Source organism: Geodermatophilus sp. SYSU D00708, assembly GCF_054050115.1.
This window is the reverse complement of sequence record NZ_JBJGYS010000006.1, coordinates 138,105-159,000: the sequence shown is the minus strand read 5'-3', so window position 1 is coordinate 159,000 and position 20,896 is coordinate 138,105. Positions and strand designations below refer to the sequence as shown.

19 protein-coding genes are annotated in these 20,896 nt (G+C 73.8%); 9 read left to right on the top strand and 10 right to left on the bottom strand.

The features are described 5' to 3' along the window. The first annotated feature begins 23 nt into the window (after positions 1–23). The gene (locus tag ACI79D_RS07835; protein WP_456917767.1) at positions 24–395 is read left to right on the top strand and encodes a hypothetical protein; all 372 of its coding nucleotides are present in this window, start codon (positions 24–26) and stop codon (positions 393–395) included. A gap of 98 nt (positions 396–493) precedes the next feature. On the opposite strand, the gene ACI79D_RS07830 is transcribed toward ACI79D_RS07835, so the two are convergent. Continuing rightward, positions 494–1,348 (bottom strand): DNA-formamidopyrimidine glycosylase family protein, encoded by an 855-nt coding sequence (locus tag ACI79D_RS07830; RefSeq protein ID WP_456917765.1) that lies wholly within the window; start codon positions 1,346–1,348, stop codon positions 494–496. Between the two features lie 95 nt (positions 1,349–1,443). Here ACI79D_RS07830 and ACI79D_RS07825 point away from each other — a divergent pair, with 95 nt between their 5' ends. After that, positions 1,444–2,025, top strand: coding sequence for an antibiotic biosynthesis monooxygenase (locus tag ACI79D_RS07825; RefSeq protein WP_456917763.1), 582 nt, complete (start codon positions 1,444–1,446; stop codon positions 2,023–2,025). Between the two features lie 62 nt (positions 2,026–2,087). On the opposite strand, the gene ACI79D_RS07820 is transcribed toward ACI79D_RS07825, so the two are convergent. Next, a complete protein-coding gene (locus tag ACI79D_RS07820) occupies positions 2,088–6,722 on the bottom strand; it encodes an ATP-dependent helicase (protein ID WP_456917762.1) in 4,635 nt (1,544 codons plus the stop codon). Between the two features lie 123 nt (positions 6,723–6,845). Here ACI79D_RS07820 and ACI79D_RS07815 point away from each other — a divergent pair, with 123 nt between their 5' ends. Both ACI79D_RS07815 and ACI79D_RS07810 read left to right on the top strand, forming a co-directional pair. Further along, entirely contained in the window at positions 6,846–7,991 is a 1,146-nt protein-coding gene (locus tag ACI79D_RS07815) for an acyl-CoA dehydrogenase family protein (RefSeq protein ID WP_456917760.1), read from the top strand. Between the two features lie 12 nt (positions 7,992–8,003). Beyond that, on the top strand, positions 8,004–9,290 hold the full coding sequence (locus tag ACI79D_RS07810) for an MFS transporter (RefSeq protein ID WP_456917759.1): 1,287 nt from the start codon (positions 8,004–8,006) through the stop codon (positions 9,288–9,290). Here ACI79D_RS07810 and ACI79D_RS07805 read toward each other — a convergent pair. Beyond that, entirely contained in the window at positions 9,275–9,385 is a 111-nt protein-coding gene (locus ACI79D_RS07805; protein ID WP_456910351.1) for an LPXTG cell wall anchor domain-containing protein, read from the bottom strand. The two genes, ACI79D_RS07810 and ACI79D_RS07805, sit on opposite strands and share 16 nt — an antisense overlap. Positions 9,386–9,449: 64 nt before the next feature. Between ACI79D_RS07805 and ACI79D_RS07800 the strand changes: the two genes are divergently transcribed. The 3 genes from ACI79D_RS07800 to ACI79D_RS07790 all read left to right on the top strand — a co-directional run bounded on the left by ACI79D_RS07800 (position 9,450) and on the right by ACI79D_RS07790 (position 11,524). Beyond that, positions 9,450–9,644, top strand: coding sequence for a DUF3046 domain-containing protein (locus ACI79D_RS07800; protein ID WP_456917758.1), 195 nt, complete (start codon positions 9,450–9,452; stop codon positions 9,642–9,644). Between the two features lie 175 nt (positions 9,645–9,819). Beyond that, the gene (gene recA / locus ACI79D_RS07795) at positions 9,820–10,854 is read left to right on the top strand and encodes a recombinase RecA (RefSeq protein WP_456917757.1); all 1,035 of its coding nucleotides are present in this window, start codon (positions 9,820–9,822) and stop codon (positions 10,852–10,854) included. 7 nt (positions 10,855–10,861) lie between these two features. Next, positions 10,862–11,524 (top strand): regulatory protein RecX, encoded by a 663-nt coding sequence (locus ACI79D_RS07790; protein WP_456917756.1) that lies wholly within the window; start codon positions 10,862–10,864, stop codon positions 11,522–11,524. Positions 11,525–11,716: 192 nt separating this feature from the next. On the opposite strand, the gene ctaD is transcribed toward ACI79D_RS07790, so the two are convergent. From ctaD to ACI79D_RS07760, 6 genes are all read right to left on the bottom strand, one after another. Then, positions 11,717–13,471 (bottom strand): aa3-type cytochrome oxidase subunit I, encoded by a 1,755-nt coding sequence (gene ctaD / locus ACI79D_RS07785; protein WP_456917755.1) that lies wholly within the window; start codon positions 13,469–13,471, stop codon positions 11,717–11,719. 126 nt (positions 13,472–13,597) lie between these two features. After that, complete coding sequence (locus tag ACI79D_RS07780; protein WP_456917754.1) at positions 13,598–14,020, bottom strand: hypothetical protein; 423 nt, start codon at positions 14,018–14,020, stop codon at positions 13,598–13,600. A gap of 64 nt (positions 14,021–14,084) precedes the next feature. Further along, positions 14,085–14,999, bottom strand: a complete 915-nt coding sequence (locus ACI79D_RS07775; RefSeq protein WP_456917753.1) for an amino acid ABC transporter permease — start codon at positions 14,997–14,999, stop codon at positions 14,085–14,087. Beyond that, the gene (locus tag ACI79D_RS07770) at positions 14,996–15,646 is read right to left on the bottom strand and encodes an amino acid ABC transporter permease (protein WP_456917752.1); all 651 of its coding nucleotides are present in this window, start codon (positions 15,644–15,646) and stop codon (positions 14,996–14,998) included. Before ACI79D_RS07770 ends, ACI79D_RS07775 begins: the two co-directional genes overlap by 4 nt. Positions 15,647–15,715: 69 nt before the next feature. Beyond that, on the bottom strand, positions 15,716–16,609 hold the full coding sequence (locus ACI79D_RS07765; protein ID WP_456917751.1) for a glutamate ABC transporter substrate-binding protein: 894 nt from the start codon (positions 16,607–16,609) through the stop codon (positions 15,716–15,718). Positions 16,610–16,633: 24 nt separating this feature from the next. Then, positions 16,634–17,353, bottom strand: a complete 720-nt coding sequence (locus ACI79D_RS07760) for an amino acid ABC transporter ATP-binding protein (RefSeq protein ID WP_456917828.1) — start codon at positions 17,351–17,353, stop codon at positions 16,634–16,636. Positions 17,354–17,477: 124 nt separating this feature from the next. Here ACI79D_RS07760 and ACI79D_RS07755 point away from each other — a divergent pair, with 124 nt between their 5' ends. Continuing rightward, complete coding sequence (locus ACI79D_RS07755) at positions 17,478–17,636, top strand: hypothetical protein (protein WP_456917750.1); 159 nt, start codon at positions 17,478–17,480, stop codon at positions 17,634–17,636. 54 nt (positions 17,637–17,690) lie between these two features. Next, complete coding sequence (gene miaB / locus ACI79D_RS07750; protein ID WP_456917749.1) at positions 17,691–19,157, top strand: tRNA (N6-isopentenyl adenosine(37)-C2)-methylthiotransferase MiaB; 1,467 nt, start codon at positions 17,691–17,693, stop codon at positions 19,155–19,157. 73 nt (positions 19,158–19,230) lie between these two features. On the opposite strand, the gene ACI79D_RS07745 is transcribed toward miaB, so the two are convergent. Continuing rightward, positions 19,231–20,856 (bottom strand): DUF349 domain-containing protein, encoded by a 1,626-nt coding sequence (locus tag ACI79D_RS07745; RefSeq protein ID WP_456917748.1) that lies wholly within the window; start codon positions 20,854–20,856, stop codon positions 19,231–19,233. Between the last annotated feature and the right edge of the window lie 40 nt (positions 20,857–20,896).

Genomic DNA, 20,896 nt, shown 5'->3' with positions numbered 1-20,896 from the left:
CGGGCGCGGAGGACCATGGCCCCGTGGCGGTGCACGATGACGCCCCGGGGGCCGGCCTGTCCGCCTACCGGCTCCTGCTGGTGGCCGTCCGGACTGCGTGGGTGAGTTGTGCGCTCGGCGTCGGCGCGATGACGGCGGGTCTCGTCCTGCGGTCACCGGCGCTGGTCGGGGTCTTCCGAGTCGCCCTCGGGGCCTCGTTCGTGGCCGTTGGCGTCGCCCTGCTGATCTTCCTGGGCCTGCTGGCCTCGCGGGCCCGGCTCAACGGGGTCGTTCCGGGGTCCCCTCCGGCGTCCGTCCGCCGACGTGCCGAGGCCCTGGTCGCCGTCCTCCTGGTGGATCTCCTCGATCCGGACGAGGCGGAGCGCCGACCGCCCCCCGGTACGGTCACCGGGTGACCACAGGCGTGGTCGGGGGTCGGCGGGAGGCCGTGCCCTCCAGCCCGCCGCGGTCGCGCCGCCGGTGTGGACCCGGCCGGGGGTCCACCGGTTGTGGGTCACGGGGAGCCCACGAGCGGACCGGGGCGGCCCGGCTCCCCGGTGCGCGCCGCCGGGTCGATGGGAGAACGGGCGGCCTGGCAGCGCGGGCACCAGTACGTGACCCGTTCCTGCAGGTCCGGCCCCTGGTCGCCGAGCAGGACCGGCGTGCCGCAGCGCCGGCAGGGGCGGTCCTTGCGGCCGTAGACCCAGTGCTGCTCGCCGCGGCGCAGGCTGCCGGTGGTGCTCTGCTCCGGGTGCTCGAGGTTGGCCCGCATCAGCGTGCGCGCCCGCTCCACCAGCCCGGCGAGGTCGGCGACGTCGGCCACGCGGGCCCACGGGTGGACGCCGCTGAGGAACAGCGACTCGACCTTGTAGAGGTTGCCGATCCCGGCGAGGTTGCGCTGGTCGAGCAGCGCGACGCCGACCTGCTCATCGGGGGCGGACCGCAGCCGGCACAACGCCTCGTCGAGGTCCCAGTCCGGCGCGAGGACGTCGGGGCCGAGGTGGCCCACGAGCTCGTCCTCGTGCGCAGTGCGGACCAGGTCGACGTCGTGCAGCCGGTAGCCCACGCACTCCCACTGGTCGGTGGCCAGCACGGCCCGGACGGCGAACGCCGGCCCGCCCCGCCACTTCGCACCGGGCCGGTAGATGTGCCAGCTGCCGTCCATGCGGAAGTGCGTGCGCAGGGTCCAGCCGTCGGCGAACCGGATCAGCAGGTGCTTGCCGCGGGGCACGACCTCCGACACCGCCCGGCCGGCGAGGTCGGTGGCCGCCAGCCGGGGCACCCGCAGCTCGCCGCGGCGCAGCGTCGCGCCCGCGAGCGCGGCGTGCATCCGCTTGGCCGCCAGCCAGACGGTGTCTCCCTCGGGCACGCCGCCAGTGTCCCCTGCGCGGTACCGGGCCGCTGTGAGACCGCTGACAGCAGGGATGACGGCCGGACCGCCGAGCGCTGAGCCAGTCCGTGGCCGTGACGACCCAGCTCCGCTCCCGCTTGACCCGCCAGGAGGTCGCCGGGCGCGTCCCCGAGCCGGTGACGGTGACGGTGGCGCGGGTGGTGCGCCCGCACCGGCGGCAGGCCTTCGAGCGGTGGGCGGCCGACACCCTCGCGCTGGCCGCCACCTATCCCGGCAATCTCGGTGGCACCCTGCTGAAGCCGGGACTGGGCAGCTCGGAGTACCACCTCGTCTACCGGTTCAAGGACGACGCGTCGCTGGCCGCGTGGGAGGGGTCGCCGGAGCGGCACGCGGCCCTCGACCGGATGCAGGAGATGGTCGACGAGGAGCGCTACGCCCGCGTCGCCGGTCTCGACAGCTTCTTCACCCGCCCGGCGACGCCGGGGCCCCGCTGGCGGTCGACGGTGCTCACCATCGCCGCGGTCTTCCTCATCACCTCGACGCTGCAGGTGCTCGTCATGCCGCACGTCGCGAGCTGGCCGTGGCCGTTCCGGCTGCTGCTGTCGGCGTGCATCGTGGTGGTGCTGCTCGGCTTCGTCGTCATGCCGGCGCTCACCCGCCTGTTCGCACGCTGGCTGCGCCCGCAGCGCGACTGACGTTCCCGGCGCCGCGACGTCCCGGCACCGCGACGTCCCGCCTCGCGAGTCAGGCGCGCGAGTCAGGCGCGCAGGCGCAGGCCCCGCGGGGTCGCGGCGAACCCGGCCGCCTGCAGCGCCGCCGACAGCGGCGTCGACTCGTGCACCGAGGCCCCGTCGGCCTTCTGCACCACCATCCGGCCGAGCGCGCCGGCGGCGACCGCGCCGGACAGCGCCGTCGCCGCCTCCTTGAGCGCCGTCTCGTCCTCGGTCCAGGACAGCAGCGTCTTGCCGCCGCGCTCGACGTAGAGCACCAGGTCGCCGTCGACGAGCACGACCAGGGCTCCGGCCTTGCGACCGGCCCGGTGGCCGGTGGCCGACCGCCGTCCGCTGCCGGTGCCCTCGCCGACGTCGACGGCGCCGCCCATGCCGTCAGCCCTGGCGCCGTCAGCCCTGCCGCCATCGTCCCCGCCGGCTGACCGCTCCGGCCACGGCAGCGCCGCGCCGTAGACGTTGGCCGGGTCGGTCGCCGCCAGTACCACCGCCCCCGCCGGGACCCGGTCGGGGGAGGCGAAGCTGCGCAGCCGGTCGACCGAGCCGGGGGTGCCGAACTGTGCGGCACCGAGGGTCTCGACGAAGTAGCCGCGCCGGGCCCGCCCGTTCTCCTCGAACGCCCGCAGCACCGGGTAGACCGCGGAGAACCCGCCCGGGACCTGCTCGGCCATCACCGCGCCCCGGGTGAGCACGCCGTGCCGCTCCAGCAGCGCCTCGGCCCGCGCCGTCGTCCGCTTGGTGGGGTTGGTCTCCCGGTCGGGCAGCCGGGACCAGCGTCCGGCGACCGTCGGCGGCCCGGTCCGCGTCGGCATCGCGGGCCGGCCGAGCCGGGGGCGGCCGTAGCGGGTCCGGTCCAGCCGGGCGCGCGGTGGCGCCGGCTGCCGCTTGTGCGTGCCACCGCCGGCCAGCCGCGTGCGCAGCGGGGCGAGGGTGTCGTTGGTGAGCGCCCCGGCCCACACGAGGTCCCACACGACGTCGGCGAGCGCGGCGTCGTCGGTGGACCCGACGAGGTCGGACAGGCCGCGGAAGAACAGGGCCTGCCCGCCGGCGAGCCCCTCCAGCACGGCCGCGCCCACGCTGAGGTCCTCAGGCAGCTCCAGCTGGTCGGGCAGCAGCAGCGGTGCCAGGTCGGCCGGGACCAGGCTGATCCAGCCGTCGCCGCCGGGCAGTCCGCCCGCGCCGGCCCAGAGCACCTCACCGGCGCTGGTCAACTCGTCGAGCATCGCGGGGGAGTAGTCGCGCACCCGGGCCGGCAGCACCAGCGACTCGAGCGCGCTGGCGGGCACCAGCGCGCCGGCCAGCTGCTCGAGGACGGCCAGCACGCCGTCGGGCCCCCGCATCCGGCTGCCCACCGACTGCCAGGAGGGGGTGAATCGGGCGAGGGTGTCGATGGGGACCGGCTCCACCTCCCGCCGGAGCCGGGCCAGGCTGCGCCGGCGGATCGAGCGCAGCACGTCCGCGTCGCACCACTCGTGCCCGGTGCCGCCCGGGCGGAACTCGCCGGCGACCAGCCGCCCGGTGCCGACCAGCCGCTGGAGGGTGGCGGTGACCACGGCGACGCCCAGGCCCAGCCGCTCGGCCACCTCGCCGGGCTGGAAGGGGCCGTGGGTGCGGGCGTACCGGCCGACCAGGTCGCCCAGCGGGTCGGGGACCGGCTCGGTGAAGACCTCGGGCACCCCCACGGGCAGCGCGGTGCCGAGCGCGTCCCGCAGCCGGCCGGCGTCCTCGATGGCCACGTGCCGCTCCTCGCCGGCGATGCGCACCACCAGCGCGCGCCGCGCGGCCACCAGCTCGTCCAGCCACTCGCGGGGCACGCCGCGGGCGGCGGCCTCGGCGGGGGTGAGGTCCCCGAGCAGGCGCAGCAGGTCGGACGCGCCGTCCAGGTCGCGGGGGTGGCGGTCGGCGGGCAGCCGCTGCAGCTCCTGCTCGACCTCGGCCAGTGCCTCCGCGTCGAGCAGTTCCCGCAGCTCGGACCGGCCGAGCAGCTCGGCCAGCAGGCCGGTGTCGAGGGCCAGGGCCTGGGCGCGCCGCTCGGCGAGCGGGGCGTCGCCCTCGTAGAGGAACTGCCCGACGTAGCCGAACAGCAGCGACTGCGCGAAGGGGCTGGCCGTCTGGGTCTGCACGTCGACGACCCGGACCCGGCGGGAGCGGACGTCGCGCATCAGCTCGACCAGGCCCGGCACGTCGTAGACGTCCTGCAGCACCTCGCGGGCGGCCTCGAGGGTGATGGGGAAGCTGGAGAACTCGCTGGCCACCGACAGCAGCTGCGCGGCCCGCTGCCGCTGCTGCCACAGCGGCGTGCGACGCCGAGGGTCTCGGCGGGGGAGCAGCAGGGCGCGGGCGGCGCACTCGCGGAAGCGACTGGCGAACAGGGCGGAGTTGCCGACCTCGGCGGTCACCTCCCGCTCGACGTCGTCCGGGTCGAGGACGGCCAGGTCGGCCTCGGGCGGTTCCCCCGTGGTGTCGGGGAGGCGCAGCACGATGCCGTCGTCGGAGTGCATGGAGGCGACGTCCACGCCGTAGCGCTCACGCAGCCGGGCGGCCAGCACCAGCGCCCACGGGGCGTTGACCTGGGCGCCGAAGGGGGAGTGGACGACCAGTCGCCAGTCGCCGAGCTCGTCGCGGAAGCGCTCGACCAGCAGCGTGCGGTCGTCGGGCAGGTGCCCGGTGGCCTGCTTCTGCTCTGCGAGGTACGTCAGCAGGTTGGCCGCGCCCCACTCGTCGAGCCCGGCCGCCCGCGCGCGGTCGAGACCGGCCTGCGGCGTCGCCGACCCGACCTCGCGGAGGAACGCGCCCAGCGCGCGGCCGAGCTCCAGCGGCCGCCCCGGGGCGTCCCCGTGCCAGAAGGGCATCTTCCCGGGCTGGCCGGGGGCCGGGCTGACCAGGACCCGGTCGTGGGTGATCTCCTCGATCCGCCACGAGGAGGAACCGAGCAGGAAGACGTCGCCCACCCGCGACTCGTAGACCATCTCCTCGTCGAGCTCGCCGACCCGCCGGCCGCCCGAGCCCTCGCCGCCCACGAGGAAGACGCCGAACAGCCCCCGGTCGGGGATGGTGCCGCCGCTGGTGACCGCCAGGCGCTGGGCTCCGCTGCGCGCGGTGAGCGTGTCGGTGACCCGGTCCCAGGTCAGCCGGGGTCGCAGCTCGGCGAACGCGTCCGACGGGTAGCGGCCGGCGAGCATGTCCAGGACCGCGTGCAGGGCGGAGTCCGGCAGGGACCCGAACGGTGCCGAGCGGCGGAGCAGCGCGGCCACCTCGTCGACCGTCCGCGGCCGCTCCGAGACGATCGCGACGACCTGCTGGGCCAGGACGTCGAGGGGGTTGCGCAGGTAGCGGATCGACTCGATCGCGCCCGCCCGCATCCGCTCGGCGACCAGCGCGCACTGCACCAGGTCGCCCCGGTACTTCGGGAAGAGCACCCCCCGGCTGACCGCGCCGACCTGGTGCCCGGCCCGCCCGACCCGCTGCAGCCCCGAGGCCACGGTCGGCGGCGCCTCCACCTGGACGACGAGGTCGACCGCGCCCATGTCGATGCCGAGCTCGAGGCTGGAGGTGGCCACCACCGCCGGCAGGCGCCCGGACTTCAGGGCTTCCTCCACCACCGCCCGCTGCTCGCGGGAGACCGAGCCGTGGTGGGCCGCGGCGACCGGCCGCACCCCCTCGGGCACGCCTCCGCCGGAGCCGGCCTGCGCCATGAGCGCGGCCGCGTTGGTGCCGGGCGGGACCGTCTCCCCGGTGGCCCGTTCGTAGGCCAGCTCGTTGAGCCGGCTGGTGAGCCGCTCGGCCAGCCGCCGCGAGTTGGCGAAGACGATGGTGCTGCGGTGGGCCTCGACCAGGTCGAGCACCCGCTCCTCGACGGCCGGCCAGATCGACGTCCGCGGCTGGTTGCCGGCCGCCGAGCCGTCCAGCTCGCCGGTGGGCTGCCCGAGGGTGCTCATGTCCTCGACCGGGACCACGACCGACAGGTCCCACTCCTTGGCCGAGCCGGGTGCGACGACCTCCACCGGGCGGCCGCCGGCCAGGAAGGTGGCCACCTCCTCGATCGGCCGCACCGTGGCCGACAGCCCGATCCGCTGGGCGGGGCGCTCGAGCAGGTCGTCGAGCCGGTCGAGGGACACCGCCAGGTGCGCTCCGCGCTTGGTGTCGGCGACGGCGTGCACCTCGTCGACGATCACCGTCTCGACGCCGCGCAGCGCCTCGCGGACCGAGCTGGTCAGCAGCAGGAACAGCGACTCGGGCGTGGTGATGAGGATGTCGGTCGGCCGGCGGGCGAAGGCCCGCCGCTCGTCGGCGGGGGTGTCTCCGGAGCGGATGCCGACCTGGATCTCGGGCCGGGGCAGCCCCAGCCGGGCGGCGGCCTGCCCGATGCCGGCCAGCGGCGCCCGCAGGTTGCGCTCGACGTCGACGGCGAGCGCCTTGAGCGGGGAGACGTAGAGGACCCGGCACCGGGCCTGTGGGTCCTCCGGCGCCGGGGTGCTCGCCAACCGGTCGAGTGACCAGAGGAACGCGGCGAGCGTCTTGCCCGAGCCGGTCGGCGCCACCACGAGGGCGTGCCCGCCGCTGCTGATCGCCTGCCACGCGCCCTCCTGGGCCGGCGTGGGCGCGGCGAAGGCCCCGGTGAACCACGCGCGGGTGGCCTCGGAGAACCGGTCGAGGGCGGACACGGGCACCAGTGTCGCCCGCGGGTACGACAGTTCGCCGGGCCGCGGGAGCGCCGCGGCGGCGCCGTTTCCGCCGGGTAGTGAGGTGCTCCTGGAGCGGGGGTGGGGTCGGGCACACTGGCCGCCATGCGCCGCTCTCTGTACGAGGCCGAGCACGAGGACTTCCGCGAGATGGTCCGCGCCTGGGCCGAGAAGACGATCGTCCCGTTCCACGACCAGTGGGAGAAGGACGGCATCGTCCCCCGGGACGTCTGGACCTCGGCCGGCGCCCAGGGGCTGCTGGGCACCGACATGGACGAGCGGTACGGGGGTGGCGGCGTCCGCGACTTCCGCTACCAGGCGGTCGTCGACGAGGAGCTCATGCGCATCGGCGCCACGGGCGTCGGCTTCACGCTGCACAACGACGTCGCCGGCCCGTACCTGCGCGACCTGGGCACCGAGGAGCAGAAGCAGCGATGGCTGCCCGGCTTCTGCTCCGGCGAGCTCATCACCGCGATCGCGATGACCGAGCCCGCGGCCGGCAGCGACCTGCAGGGCATCCGCACCACGGCCCGCCGGGACGGCGACGCCTGGGTCCTCAACGGCTCCAAGACGTTCATCACCAACGGCATCAACGCCGACCTGGTCATCGTCGTCGCCCGCACCGACCCCGACGCACCCGGCTCGAAGGGGATCAGCCTGCTGGTGGTCGAGCGGGACATGCCCGGCTTCAGCCGCGGCCGCAACCTGGAGAAGGTCGGCCTCAAGGCGCAGGACACCGCCGAACTGTTCTTCGACGACGTCCGCGTGCCCGCCGAGAACCTGCTGGGCACCGAGAACCGCGGCTTCTACCACCTCATGGAGAACTTGCCGCAGGAGCGGCTGTCGATCGCGGTCGGCGCGGTCGCCTCCGCCGAGACGGTGCTCGCCCACACCGTCGAGTACGTCACCGGCCGCACGGCGTTCGGGAAGCCGGTGAGCAGCTTCCAGAACACCCGCTTCATCCTGGCCGAGCTGCAGACCGAGCTCACCATCGCCCGCACCTTCATCGACGAGTGCATCCGGCAACTCAACAGCGGCGACCTCAGCCCGGTCGACGCGGCCATGGCGAAGTACTGGACCACCGAGCTGCAGAACAAGGTCGCCGACCGCTGCCTGCAGCTGCACGGCGGCTACGGCTACATGGACGAGTACTCCGTCTCCAAGGCCTGGCGCGACGCCCGCATCCAGTCCATCTACGGCGGGACCAACGAGATCATGCGGGAGATCATCGGCCGCTCCATGGGGCTGTAGGGCGGGGACGACGTGACCGCCGAGACCCGGCCCCACCCGGACCCCACCGCCGTCCAGCGCCGGACCCTCGGCGTGCTCGGGTCGGGCGTGGCCCTGGCCGGCCTGGGGGTCACGGTCGGCATCACCGTGGGCGGGCTGCTGGCCCGGGACGTCGCAGGCACCGACAGCGCCGCCGGGCTGGGGCAGACCGCCGGGGTGCTGGGGGCCGCGGTCATCGCCGTCCCGCTGGCGCGGATCAGCGACCGGTCCGGCCGCCGGACCGGGCTGGCCGTCGGCTACGCGATCGCCGTCCTCGGCTCCGTCGTCACCGTCTGCGCCGCGATGCTGTCCTCCCTGCCGCTGCTGCTGATCGGCCTGTTCGGCTTCGGGGCCGCCACCGCGTGCGGGCTGCAGGCGCGCTACGCCGCGGCCGACCTCGCCGAGCCGCAGCACCGGGGACGGGCGCTGTCGCTGGTGGTGTGGGCGACGACCGTCGGGTCGGTGCTCGGCCCGAACCTGGCCGGCCCGGGGGAGTCGCTGGGGCACGTGCTCGGCCTGCCGCCGCTCACCGGCGCGTTCGCCATCTCGATGGCGGTCTTCGCCGTCGTGGCGGTCGGTCTCGTCCTCCTCCTGCGGCCCGACCCACTCCTGATGGCCCGGCGGCTGAAGGGTGTCGTCGCCGGCGGTGGTCCCCGGCCGCGGCGGGCGACCCTGGCGGCGCTGCGCGGGGTCTGGGCGGACCCGCGCGGACGCCTCGGCCTGACGGCGGTCGTCGTGGCCCACTCCGTGATGGTCGGCGTCATGGTGATGACCCCGGTGCACATGGGCCACGCCGGCGGGCCGGAGGGGACGACGCTGCGCGTGATCGGCCTGGTCATCAGCGTGCACGTCGCCGGCATGTACCTGTTCTCGCCGCTGGTGGGGCAGTTGGCCGACCGGGCGGGGCACCGCGCCACGGTCGCCGTGGCCGCGGGCCTGCTGCTCGCCGCCGCCGCGCTCGCCGGGACCGCCGCTCCGGGGGACGCCGGGCAACTGGGTGTCGGCCTGCTGCTGCTCGGCCTGGGGTGGTCGTGCGGACTGATCGCCGGGTCGACCCTGGTCACCGAGTCGGTCGCGGAGGAGCAGCGGCCGACGGCGCAGGGCGGCACGGACCTGCTCATGGGACTGGGCGCGGCACTGGCCGGCGTGGTCGGCGGCCCGCTGCTGGCCCTCGGCGGCTACGGGCTCGTGACGGCGGTGTCGGCCGCGTTGGTCGCGCCGCTGGTGGTGGTCTGGGCCCGGACCGGTCCGGTGCGCCGGCCGGCTCAGCGCCCCCGGTAGTTCCGGTAGAGCAGCACCAGCGAGGCCACCAGGCACAGCACGATGCCGATCTCGAGGACGAGGTCCCACGTCGACGACCCGGTGCTGGGGATCACGGTGCCAGCGTAGGAGCCCGCCGGTCCCGGCGGTCCTCGGCGAGCCCGCGCTAGCGTCGAGGACGTGCGCCTGCAGGAGTTCTGGTCCCGCCTCTCTCAGCAGTTCGGCTCCATGCGGGCCCAGAGCGTGGCCCGCGACCACGTCTTCTCGTCCCTCGGCGGTCGCACCGCGATCGAGGCGATCGAGGCGGGGCTCCCGGTGCGCAAGGTGTGGCTGGCCATCTGTGAGGAGTACGACGTCCCGCCGAAGGAGCGGTGAGTTCCCGGCGCGGCGTGTCACGCTGGCAGTCGAACACACGTTCGGGCTAGATTGGGACGCGCAGTCCACAGGCCGGGTGCCCGTCCACAGGTCCACCGGTTCCCCCGGAAGTGTCAGACCCCCGCTCTAGCGTCGACACCGACCCGCTCCACGCGACTTCCCGAAGGTGAGCACCATGGCAACGCTCGACCGCGACAAGGCCCTCGACATGGCCCTCGCCCAGATCGACAAGCAGTTCGGCAAGGGCTCGGTCATGCGGCTGGGCGACAACGCCGCGCAGGCGATCAAGGTCATCCCGACCGGCTCCATCGCCCTCGACATCGCACTCGGCATCGGCGGCCTGCCGCGCGGCCGCGTCATCGAGGTGTACGGCCCCGAGGCCTCCGGTAAGACGACGGTCGCCCTGCACGCGGTGGCCAACGCCCAGGCCGCCGGCGGCATCGCGGCGTTCATCGACGCCGAGCACGCGCTCGACCCGGAGTACGCCCGCGCGATCGGCGTCGACACCGACGCCCTGCTGGTGAGCCAGCCCGACACCGGTGAGCAGGCGCTGGAGATCGCCGACATGCTCATCCGCTCCGGGGCGCTCGACATCATCGTCATCGACTCGGTCGCGGCGCTCGTGCCTCGGGCCGAGATCGAGGGCGAGATGGGTGACAGTCACGTCGGTCTGCAGGCCCGCCTCATGAGTCAGGCGCTGCGCAAGATCACCGGCGCGCTGAACAACTCCGGGACCACCGCGATCTTCATCAATCAGCTGCGCGAGAAGGTCGGTGTCGTCTACGGCTCGCCGGAGGTCACTACCGGTGGCCGGGCGCTGAAGTTCTACTCGTCGGTCCGGCTCGACGTGCGGCGCATCGAGACCCTCAAGCAGGGCACCGAGGCCGTCGGCAGCCGCGTCCGCGTCAAGGTCGTCAAGAACAAGGTGGCCGCGCCGTTCAAGCAGGCCGAGCTCGACCTGCTGTGGGGTCAGGGCTTCAGCCGCGAGGGTGGCCTCATCGACGCCGGTGTCGAGCAGGGCTTCATCCGCAAGTCCGGTGCCTGGTACACGTACGAGGGCGACCAGCTCGGCCAGGGCAAGGAGAACGTCCGCGGCTTCCTGCGCGACAACCCCGACCTCGCCGACGAGATCGAGAAGAAGGTCAAGGAGAAGCTCGGCATCGGCCCGAAGCTCGACGAGCCGGCCGTGGCCGACGCGGTCGACTTCTGAGCCGCGGATGAGCTGGCCCGAGGCCGGGGAGCGCGCTGCTCCCAGCCGCCGGCGCGGGCGGCGCTCCGGACTGTCCTCTGCCCAGGACAGCGGAGACGCCGCCCCGCCCGGGGCCGGTGACGCGGTCGAGGACGATCCCGGCGACCCCGAGCAGGTCGCCCGGTCGATCTGCCTGCGCGCCCTCACCGGGGCACCGAAGACCCGCCGGCAACTGGCCGACCTGCTGGCCAAGCGCGGCGTCCCCGACGACGCCGCCGAGCGGGTGCTCGACCGGTTCGGCGAGGTCGGGCTCATCGACGACGCCGCGTTCGCCCGCGCCTGGGTGACCTCCCGGCAGTCCGGCCGGGGCCTCGCCCGGCGCGCGCTCAAGGCAGAGCTGCGCGCCAAGGGTGTCGACGGAGAGGTCGCCGAGGAGGCGATCGCGCTCGTCGACGACCAGGACGAGTGGGCGACCGCACGGCACCTCGTGCAGCGGCGCCTCCCCGGCCTCCGGCGGGTCGACCGCGTCACCGCCGAGCGCCGGCTGGTGGGCATGCTGGCCCGCAAGGGCTACGGCTCCGGCTTGGCGGGCTGGGTGGTCCGCGAAGCCCTCGACCAGGACCGCGCCGACGAGGAGTCCGACGAGCCCGACCCGCACGGCGAGGTCGGCCTCGACGCCTGGCTGCCCTGAGCGCAGGCAGCGCCGTCCGAGCCCTGCAGTCCCGGCCGTTAGTGGCACCCCCAGAACACGCCCACCCACAGCACCGCGCGACGGAGGCCCAGGACCACCGAGGTCCTGGGCCTCCGCCGTCCCGCAGTCCCGCCGTCCGACGGGCGGCCCGTCCCGGCCGGCTCGTCGGACCGCCGGGAACCGGGCGCCTGATCAGGTCGGGTCGGGATCCCGGGGGCCCTGCCGCGGGCCGGCCGTGCCGCCGATCTCCGAGGCGTAGGGCTCGTGCCGGCGCCCCACGTGCGCCTCCTCCTGCAACCGGTCGATCAGGTGCGGGTAGTGCGCCTCGAACGCCGGCCGCTCGGAGCGGATCTTCGGGATGGCCAGGAAGTTGTGCCGCGGCGGCGGGCACGACGTCGCCCACTCCAGCGAGTTGCCGTGGCCCCAGGGGTCGTCGCGCAGCGCCAGCGGCCCGGACCGCCAGGACTTGTAGACGTTGTAGAGGAACGGCAGCAAGGAGGCGCCCAGCACGAACGAGAAGATCGTCGAGATCGTGTTGAGCGTGGTGAACCCGTCGCTGGGCAGGTAGTTGACGTACCGGCGCGGCATGCCCTCGTCGCCGAGCCAGTGCTGCACCAGGAAGGTCCCCCAGAACCCGACGAGGGTCATCCAGAAGTGCAGCTTCCCGAGCCGCTCGTCCATCATCCGGCCGCACATCTTCGGGAACCAGAAGTAGACCCCGCCGTAGGCGGCGAACACGACGGTCCCGAACACGACGTAGTGGAAGTGGGCCACGACGAAGTAGCTGTCGTTGAGGTGCCAGTCCAGCGGCGGAGAGGCGAGCAGGACGCCGGTGAGGCCCCCCAGCAGGAAGGTGACCATGAACCCCAGCGCGAAGAGCATGGGCGTCTCGAAGGTCAGCGCCCCGCGCCACATGGTGCCGATCCAGTTGAAGAACTTGATCCCGGTCGGCACCGCGATCAGGTAGGTCAGGAACGAGAAGAAGGGCAGTAGCACCGCGCCGGTGGCGAACATGTGGTGCGCCCACACCGTGACCGACAGGAACGCGATCGCGACGAGGGCGAAGATCATCCCCTTGTAGCCGAACAGCGGCTTCCGCGAGAACACCGGGACGATCTCGCTGATGATCGCGAAGAACGGCAGCGCGATGATGTAGACCTCGGGGTGCCCGAAGAACCAGAACAGGTGCTGCCACAGCATGGCGCCGCCGGCCGCCTCCGAGTAGACGGCCGCGTCGAGCTGCCGCTCGGCGAGCAGGGCCATCAGGGCGGCGGTCAGGATGGGGAACGCGATCAGGATCAGGAAGCTGGTGACCACGGCTCCCCAGGTGAAGATCGGCATCCGGAACATCGTCATCCCGGGCGCGCGCAGGCAGATGATCGTGGTCAGGAAGTTGACCGCGCCCAGGATCGTGCCCAGGCCACTGACCGCCAGGCCGGCGATCCACAGGCTCGGTCCCAGCCCGGGTGAGCCGATGTTGGTCGACAGCGGCACGTAGGCGTACCAGCCGAAGTCCGCCGGTCCTCCGGGGACGACGAAGCCGGCGCCGGCGATGAGCGACCCGTAGAGGAACAGCCAGTAGGAGAAGGCGTTCAGGCGGGGGAACGCGACGTCGGGCGCGCCGATCTGCAGCGGCATGATCAGGTTGCCGAAGGCGAAGAACAGCGGCGTCGCGAAGAACAGCAGCATCACGGTGCCGTGCATGGTGAACAGCTCGTTGTACTGCTCGGGCGAGAGGAACTGCAGCCCCGGCCGGGCCAGCTCGCCGCGCATCAGCATGGCCATCAGCCCGCCGGCGAGGAACCAGGCGAACGAGGTGAACAGGTACAGCAGCCCGATGACCTTGTGGTCCGTCGTCCGGACCAGGCTCAGCAGGCGGGAGCCCTTGGGCGCCGGGGGGTGCGCGCTCGGACGGCTGACGATCGGGTGCGGGGCCAGAACGGTCATGTGGGCGCTCCCAGGGACCGGCCGGCGTTCCGCCATCGGGCGGAACGCGCGCGACCATGGTGGCCCGCGCGAGCCCCCGAAGGAACCCGGATCGTCCTCCCCGCGGCGCCCGCGGAGGCGCCGGCGTCAGCCCGTGGGTCGCGCGGTCGCCGACCAGGCCGAGACGTCGACCGCGACCCCGTCGGGGGCCTCGTCGTCGGGCACCAGCCAGTCGCCGTCGGTGCCCCGGCCGTGCACGAGCCAGGCCTGGATCTGCAGGTCGAAGGCACGCTCGGGGGAGGACGACGTCCGGCTGACCGGGCCGAGGAACGTCAGGTCGGCCTCCTCGCCGCGGCCGAAGCGGAGGACCACCCGGCAGCGCGACCGGCGGTGGCGGGCCGGCGGCACCACCTCGCGGACGACGGCCGTCTCGGCAGCGGCGGCCGCGGCGAAGTCCGGCGCCGCCGAACGCATCCGGGTCACGAACTCCTGAGCGGCGTCGGTGATGCCGTCGGGCACGCGCACGACGGCCGGGAGCGGCGGCACGGCGGGGCGGAGAGCGGTGTCCACACCGCAGATATCGGCAGGTCAGGCACAGGGTGTGACCTGCCGGGATCTCACCGGTCCCAGCCGGTCACCGGTGCCCCGGCTCCACCGGAACCCCGCCTCCGCCGCCGTCCATCTGGATGTCGGCGCCCAGCTCGGGCTCCGCCGCGGCCGCCGCCTTGGCGCTGCGCCGGGTCCGCTTCTCCACGTAGCGGGCCAGCCAGGACAGCAGCACGTTGACGATGATGTAGATCAGGCCGGCGGCCACGTAGAGCTGGAAGGTGTACTGGTTGCCGAACTGGAAGTTGAAGAACTCCACCAGGCTGCGTGCGGTCCGCAGCAGCTCGACGTAGCCGACGATGAAGCCCAGTGAGGAGTCCTTCAGCAGGACCACCAGCTGCGCGACCAGCACCGGCAGCATCCGGCGCACGGCCTGGGGGAGCAGTACCAGGGTCATCACCTGGGTCTTGCGCATGCCCAGGGCGAAGGCCGCCTCGCGCTGACCGCGGTCGACCGACAGGATCCCGGCCCGGAAGATCTCGGCCAGCACCGCCATGTTGTAGAGCGTCAGGCCGAGGACCAGCGCGCGGAACGCGGTCATCGGGACGCCGACGGTCGGCAGGAACAGCAGGCAGAACAGGATCAGGATCAGCAGCGGGATCGCGCGGAAGAACTCGATGACCGCGGTGACCGGCCCGCGGACCCAGGCGTGGTCGGAGAGCCGGCCGACGGCCAGCAGCGCACCGAGGACCGTGGCCAGCACCATGCCGACGGCGGCCGCCGCGAGGGTGTTGACCAGCCCCTCCCACAGGGCCTGCGGCACACCGGACGCCGGGTCGAACAGGATCGCCCACCGTTCGGGCGCCAACTGCCCGTTGGAGCCCAGCCGCCACAGCGCGAGGGCCACGAGGGCCAGGACGAGGACGACGCCGAGCGCGGTGCCGATCCGCTGCCGCTGGCGCGCCCGCGGCCCGGGCAGGTCGAACAGGACGGTGCTGCTCATCGGACGATCGCCACCCGCTTCTCGACCACCCGGATCAGCCAGGCGGAGGGCAGGGTGATGACGAGGTAGCCGATCACCACGGCGGCGAAGACGGCGAGCAGTTGGTCGGCGTTGACGTTCGACAGCCGCTGCAGGGCGGCGGTCAGGTCGGTCACCGCGAAGCCGGCGGCGATGGAGGTGTTCTTGGCCAGCGCGATCCACACGTTGCCCAGCGGCGGGACGACGGTGCGGAACGCCTGGGGGAGCACCACCGAGCGCAGGGTCTGCCCGAAGTCCAGCCCGAGGGCGCGCGCCGCCTCGGCCTGGCCCGGGGGGACCGCGTTGATGCCCGAGCGCAGCGCCTCGCAGACGAAGGCGGCGGTGTAGAGCGACAGCGCCGCGACCGCGGTGGCGAACCGGCTCGGGAACTGCAGGTCGATGTAGACCAGCCCGAAGGCGAAGAAGAAGAACACCACCGTCAGCGGGGTGTTGCGGAAGACCTCGACGTAGAAGGTGGCCAGCCCCCGCAGCGGCGGCACCGGGCTCACCCGCATGCCGGCGAGCACCGTGCCCAGCACCAGGGCTAGCACGCCGCTGACGACGGCCAGGGACAGCGTCGTCAGGAACGCGCTCTGCAGCAGGTCCCAGTTGTCTGTGATGAACTGCACCGCACCCTCACCGGGTCAGTAGCGGACGGCGCCGCCGGGCGGGTGTCCGCCCGGCGGCGCCGCGGGGTCTCAGTAGCGGTCGACCGCCGGCGGCTCGGGAGCCGGCTCGCCGGTGATCTGCCCGACGGTGCGGTCCCAGGCCTCGGCCCACCGGCCGTCCTCGTAGGACTCCTCGAGGACGTCGTTGATGAAGTTCCGGAACTCGGTGTCGCCGAGGGCCAGGCCGATGCCGTAGGGCTCCTCGGTGAACGGGTTGCCCACCAGCTCGAAGCCCTCGGGGTTGCCGGCGACCAGCCCGGTCAGGATGACGTTGTCCGTCGTCACCGCCTGGACGTTGCCGTTGGCCAGGTCGTCGGCGCACTTGGAGTACACGTCGTAGGTGACCAGGTTGGCCTGCGGGTAGTTGTCCCGGATGTTCTGCGCCGGGGTGGAGCCCTCCACCGAGCAGACCGTCTTGCCGGCGAGGTCGTCGGGGCCGGCGATCCCGTCGGGGTTGCCCTTCGCGACCATGATGTCCTGGCCGGCGACGTAGTACGGCCCGGCGAAGTCGACGACCTGCTTGCGGGTGTCGTTGATCGTGTAGGTCGCCACGACGATGTCGACCTGGCCGTTCTGGATGAACGGCTCGCGGTTGGCCGAGACGGTCTCGGTGAACGTGACGTCCTCGGGCGCGATGCCCAGCTCGCCGGCGACGATCTTGGCGATCTCGACGTCGAAGCCCTCGGGGGTCTGGGTCTGCGGGTTGAGCAGCCCGAAGCCCGGCTGGTCGAACTTGGTGCCGACGGTGATCGACCCGGCCTCGGAGAGCTCGGCCATCGTCGTCCCGGCGGGGAAGGTGGCGTCCGCGGCCACCTCGGGGGTGTTCGCCGCGGACTCCTCGGCCTGCTGGCCGGCCTCGCTGGAGCAGCCGGCGAGCGCGAGGCCCAGCGCCCCGACGGCGGCGGCGTAGCGGGTGATGCGCATGTGCGTTCCTTTCCTACCGGGCTCTCAGTGGTTGAGGATCTTCGAGAGGAAGTCCTTGGCCCGGTCCGACTGCGGGTTGGTGAAGAACGACTCCGGGTCGGTCGCCTCGACGATGCGGCCGCCGTCCATGAAGACGACCCGGTTGGCCGCGCGGCGGGCGAAGCCCATCTCGTGGGTGACGACGATCATGGTCATGCCGTCACGGGCGAGCGAGGTCATGACGTCGAGGACCTCGTTGATCATCTCGGGGTCCAGCGCCGAGGTCGGCTCGTCGAAGAGGATGACCTTGGGGTCCATGGCCAGGGCTCGGGCGATCGCCACCCGCTGCTGCTGACCGCCGGAGAGCTGTGCCGGGTACTTGTCGGCCTGCGCCCCGACACCGACCCGGTCGAGCAGTTCGCGGGCGCGCTTGTCGGCCTCCCCGCGGGACTGCCTGCGCACCTTGACCGGGCCCAGGGTGACGTTCTCGAGGATCGTCTTGTGGGCGAAGAGGTTGAAGCTCTGGAACACCATGCCGACGTCACTGCGCAGCCGGGCCAGGGCCTTGCCCTCCTCGGGCAGCCGCTGGCCGTCGATGGTGATCTCGCCCTGCTGGATGGACTCCAGCCGGTTGATCGTGCGGCAGAGCGTGGACTTGCCGGACCCGGAGGGGCCGATGACGACGACCACCTCGCCGCGGTCCACGGACAGGTCGATGTCCTGCAGCACGTGGAGTTCGCCGAACCACTTGTTGACGCCGGACAGGCGGACGAGAGGTCCTCCCGAACTGCGCGCATCGGTGTTCGCGGGGCTGGTCACCCTGGCGACCCTAGGGCCGGTACGCCGCGCGGACCGAACCGAGCGATCACGAAGGAGTAACAACCCCGCGGTGGCTGTGGCGCGTGTCATCGGCGGGTATTGGCCGGGCCCGCCGCACGAGGTCCGCCGCCGGACCGGGCGAGGAGGACGCATGATCGACGACCTGGACACCGACACCGGCAGGGCACAGGCGGAGTTCGACGAGGACCAGCCCGGCCCGGGCGTCTGACCGCCCCGGCGCGACGGCCGCCGACCCGTCGGCGCGCCGTACCCTCGGTCCGTCATGGGAACCGAGCTGAGCCACGCCGACCCGCCCGCGGCCGCGCGCACCTACCGGGTGCGCACCTACGGGTGCCAGATGAACGTGCACGACTCCGAGCGCCTGTCCGGGCTCCTGGAGGCGGCCGGGTACGCGCCGGCCACCGAGGGCGAGGACGCCGACGTCGTCGTCCTCAACACCTGCGCGGTGCGGGAGAACGCCGACAACCGGCTCTACGGCAACCTCGGGCACCTGCGGCCGGTCAAGGACGCGCGCCCCGGCATGCAGATCGCCGTCGGCGGGTGCCTGGCGCAGAAGGACCGCGGCGAGATCGTCCGCCGCGCGCCGTGGGTGGACGTGGTCTTCGGCACGCACAACGTCGGCTCGCTGCCGGCCCTGCTGGAGCGGGCCCGGCACAACGCCGAGGCCCAGGTCGAGATCGCCGAGGCCCTGGAGGTCTTCCCCTCGACGTTGCCGGCCAAGCGGGACTCCGCCTACTCCGGGTGGGTCTCCATCAGCGTGGGCTGCAACAACACCTGCACGTTCTGCATCGTCCCGTCGCTGCGCGGCAAGGAGAAGGACCGCCGTCCGGGCGAGATCCTGGCCGAGGTGCAGGCGCTGGTCGACCAGGGCGTGCTCGAGGTGACCCTGCTCGGCCAGAACGTGAACGCCTACGGCGTCGAGTTCCGCGACCGGGGCGCCTTCGCCGACCTGCTGCGCGCCACCGGCCGGATCGAGGGGCTGGAGCGGGTCCGCTTCACCAGCCCGCACCCGCGCGAGTTCACCGACGACGTCATCGACGCGATGGCCGAGACGCCGGCGGTCTGCCACCAGTTGCACATGCCGCTGCAGTCGGGGTCCGACGAGGTGCTGCGGCGGATGCGCCGCGGCTACCGGCAGGAGCGCTACCTCGGGATCATCGACCGGGTGCGGGCGGCCATGCCCGACGCGGCGATCACCACCGACATCATCGTGGGGTTCCCCGGGGAGACCGAGGAGGACTTCGAGCAGACCCTCGACGTCGTCCGTCGGGCCCGGTTCTCCAGCGCCTTCACCTTCCAGTACTCCAAGCGGCCCGGGACCCCCGCCGCCGAGATGGAGGGGCAGCTGCCGAAGGCCGTCGTCCAGGAGCGCTACGAGCGGCTGGTCGCGCTGCAGGAGGAGATCAGCTGGGCGGAGAACCGCGCCCAGGTCGGCCGCACCGTCGAGCTGCTGGTCGCCGCGGGGGAGGGCAGCAAGGACGCGCGGACCGGGCGGCTCTCCGGCCGGGCCCGCGACGGGCGACTGGTGCACTTCACGGCGGCCGACGGCGTCCGGCCCGGGGACGTCGTCGAGACCGTCATCACCCAGGCCGCGCCGCACCACCTCGTCGCCGACGGCCCGCTGCTGTCCCACCGGCGGACCCGGGCCGGGGACGCCGCCGAGGCCGGCACCCGCCCGACGACCCCCGGCGTGCTGCTGGGCATGCCGCGGATCGGCGCCCCGGCCTGAACCAGGCCTAGGAGGCTCTGCACACGTCCTGGGCCTCCTGGACGTGTGCAGAGCCTCCTGTGTGCCTCGGTCCTCAGCGGCGGGAGGCGGCCTTCTCGGCCTCGGCCAGCCACTCACGCCGGGTGGCCAGGTTGGCCCGCGCCTCCTCGAGCCGCTTGGCGTCCCCGGCGGCCTCGGCCTTGGCCAGCTGCTCCTCGGCCTTGGCGACGGCCTGACGCATCGAGGTGACCATCGGGTTCTCCGGGGTGACCCGCGCCCGGGAGGAGTCCACCGCGCCGCGGACCCGCTGCTCGACGGCCTGCATGCGGTCCTCGAGCTGGCGCATCACGCCCCGCGGCACGTGGCCGATCGCGTCGTAGCGCTCCTGCAGCTTGCGCAGCGCGTTCTGCGCGCCGCGGAGGTCGGTGGACGGGTCGAGCTTCTCGGCCTCGGCCAGGATCTCCTCCTTGGCCTGCTGGTTGGCCACCTGCTCGGCGTTGCGGGCCTTGTCCTGCTCCGCGCGGGCGGCGAAGAAGACGTCCTGGGCGGCGCGGAACTGCTTCCACAGGTCGTCGTCGCCGTCCCGGCCGGTGCGCGGCACGGCCTTCCAGCGGTCCATGAGCGAGCGCATGGCGGCGCTGGTCGGGCCCCACTCGGTGGAGGTGGACAGCCGCTCGGCCTCCCGGATGAGCTCCTGCTTGGCCGCGCGGGCCTCGCTGCGCTGGGCGTCGAGGGCGGCGAAGTGGGCGCCGCGGCGGCGGCTGAACGCGTCGCGGGCGGCGGCGAACCGGGTCCACAGCGCCTCGTCGGTCTTGCGGTCGATGCCGCGGATGGTCTTCCACTCCTCGACGATGGCCTTGAGCCGGTCGCCGGCGGCCTTCCACGAGGTGGACTCGGCGGCGATCTGCTCGGCCTCGGCGGCCAGCGCCTCCTTGCGGGCGACCTGGGCGGCGCGGGCGGCCGCCTTCTCCGCCCGCGACTCGGCGGCCGCGGAGTCGGCGGTCTCCACCATCGCGCGGGCCCGGGCGGCCAGCCCGTCGAGGTCGCCGACGGCGGTGGCGGTGGGGATCGAGTCGGCCAGCGCCTGCGCCTTGGACTTCAGCTCGCTGGGGTTGCCGGTGTGCGCCTTCAGCCGCGCCTCGAGCAGCGACACCTCGGTGGCGAGGTCGTCGTAGCGGCGGGCGTAGTGGGCCAGGCCCGCGGCCGGGTCGCCGGCCTGCCAGGAGCCCACGGCGCGCTCCCCGTCGGCGGTGCGGACGTAGACGGTGCCGTCCTCGTCCACCCGGCCCCACTGCGCGGGGTCCGACGCCGGCTGGGCGGGGGCGAGCGCCGGGGGAGCGGCCTCCGGGACGAGCGCCGGAGGAGCGGCCTCCGGGACGACGGCCTCCGGGACGGCGGCCTCGGGGACGGCGGCCTCGGCAGCGGCGTCGGGGCTCGCGGCGTCCGGTGCGACCGCCTCCGGCACCACGGTCCCCGGCGGGACGGTGCCGGGGTCGCCGACCGGGGCGGCTGCCTCGGGGGCGCTGCCGGTGGGCGTCCCCGGGGCCGGCCCGGACGGTGCGGCGACCTCCGGTGACCCCGCGGCCGGGTCGGCCAGCGCGGCGTCGCCGGGGGCGGGCGTGGCCGCCGTCCCCGCCTCGGGGGTGACCGCCTCGGAGCCGGCCGTGTCCGGGGTGGGGACCTGCTGCGAGGTGCTTTCGGCGTTCTCCGTGCTCGACACGCACCGCAGTGTCCCACGTCGCATCCGCGACACTGCTCGG

Coding starts and splice junctions, on each gene's coding strand:
- ACI79D_RS07775 (WP_456917753.1), bottom strand. CDS start 14,999: ATGAGCAGCACCGTCCTGTTCGACCTGCCCGGGCCGCGGGCGCGCCAG.
- ACI79D_RS07790 (WP_456917756.1), top strand. CDS start 10,862: ATGAGCTGGCCCGAGGCCGGGGAGCGCGCTGCTCCCAGCCGCCGGCGC.
- ACI79D_RS07765 (WP_456917751.1), bottom strand. CDS start 16,609: ATGCGCATCACCCGCTACGCCGCCGCCGTCGGGGCGCTGGGCCTCGCG.
- recA (WP_456917757.1), top strand. CDS start 9,820: ATGGCAACGCTCGACCGCGACAAGGCCCTCGACATGGCCCTCGCCCAG.
- ACI79D_RS07815 (WP_456917760.1), top strand. CDS start 6,846: ATGCGCCGCTCTCTGTACGAGGCCGAGCACGAGGACTTCCGCGAGATG.
- miaB (WP_456917749.1), top strand. CDS start 17,691: ATGGGAACCGAGCTGAGCCACGCCGACCCGCCCGCGGCCGCGCGCACC.
- ctaD (WP_456917755.1), bottom strand. CDS start 13,471: ATGACCGTTCTGGCCCCGCACCCGATCGTCAGCCGTCCGAGCGCGCAC.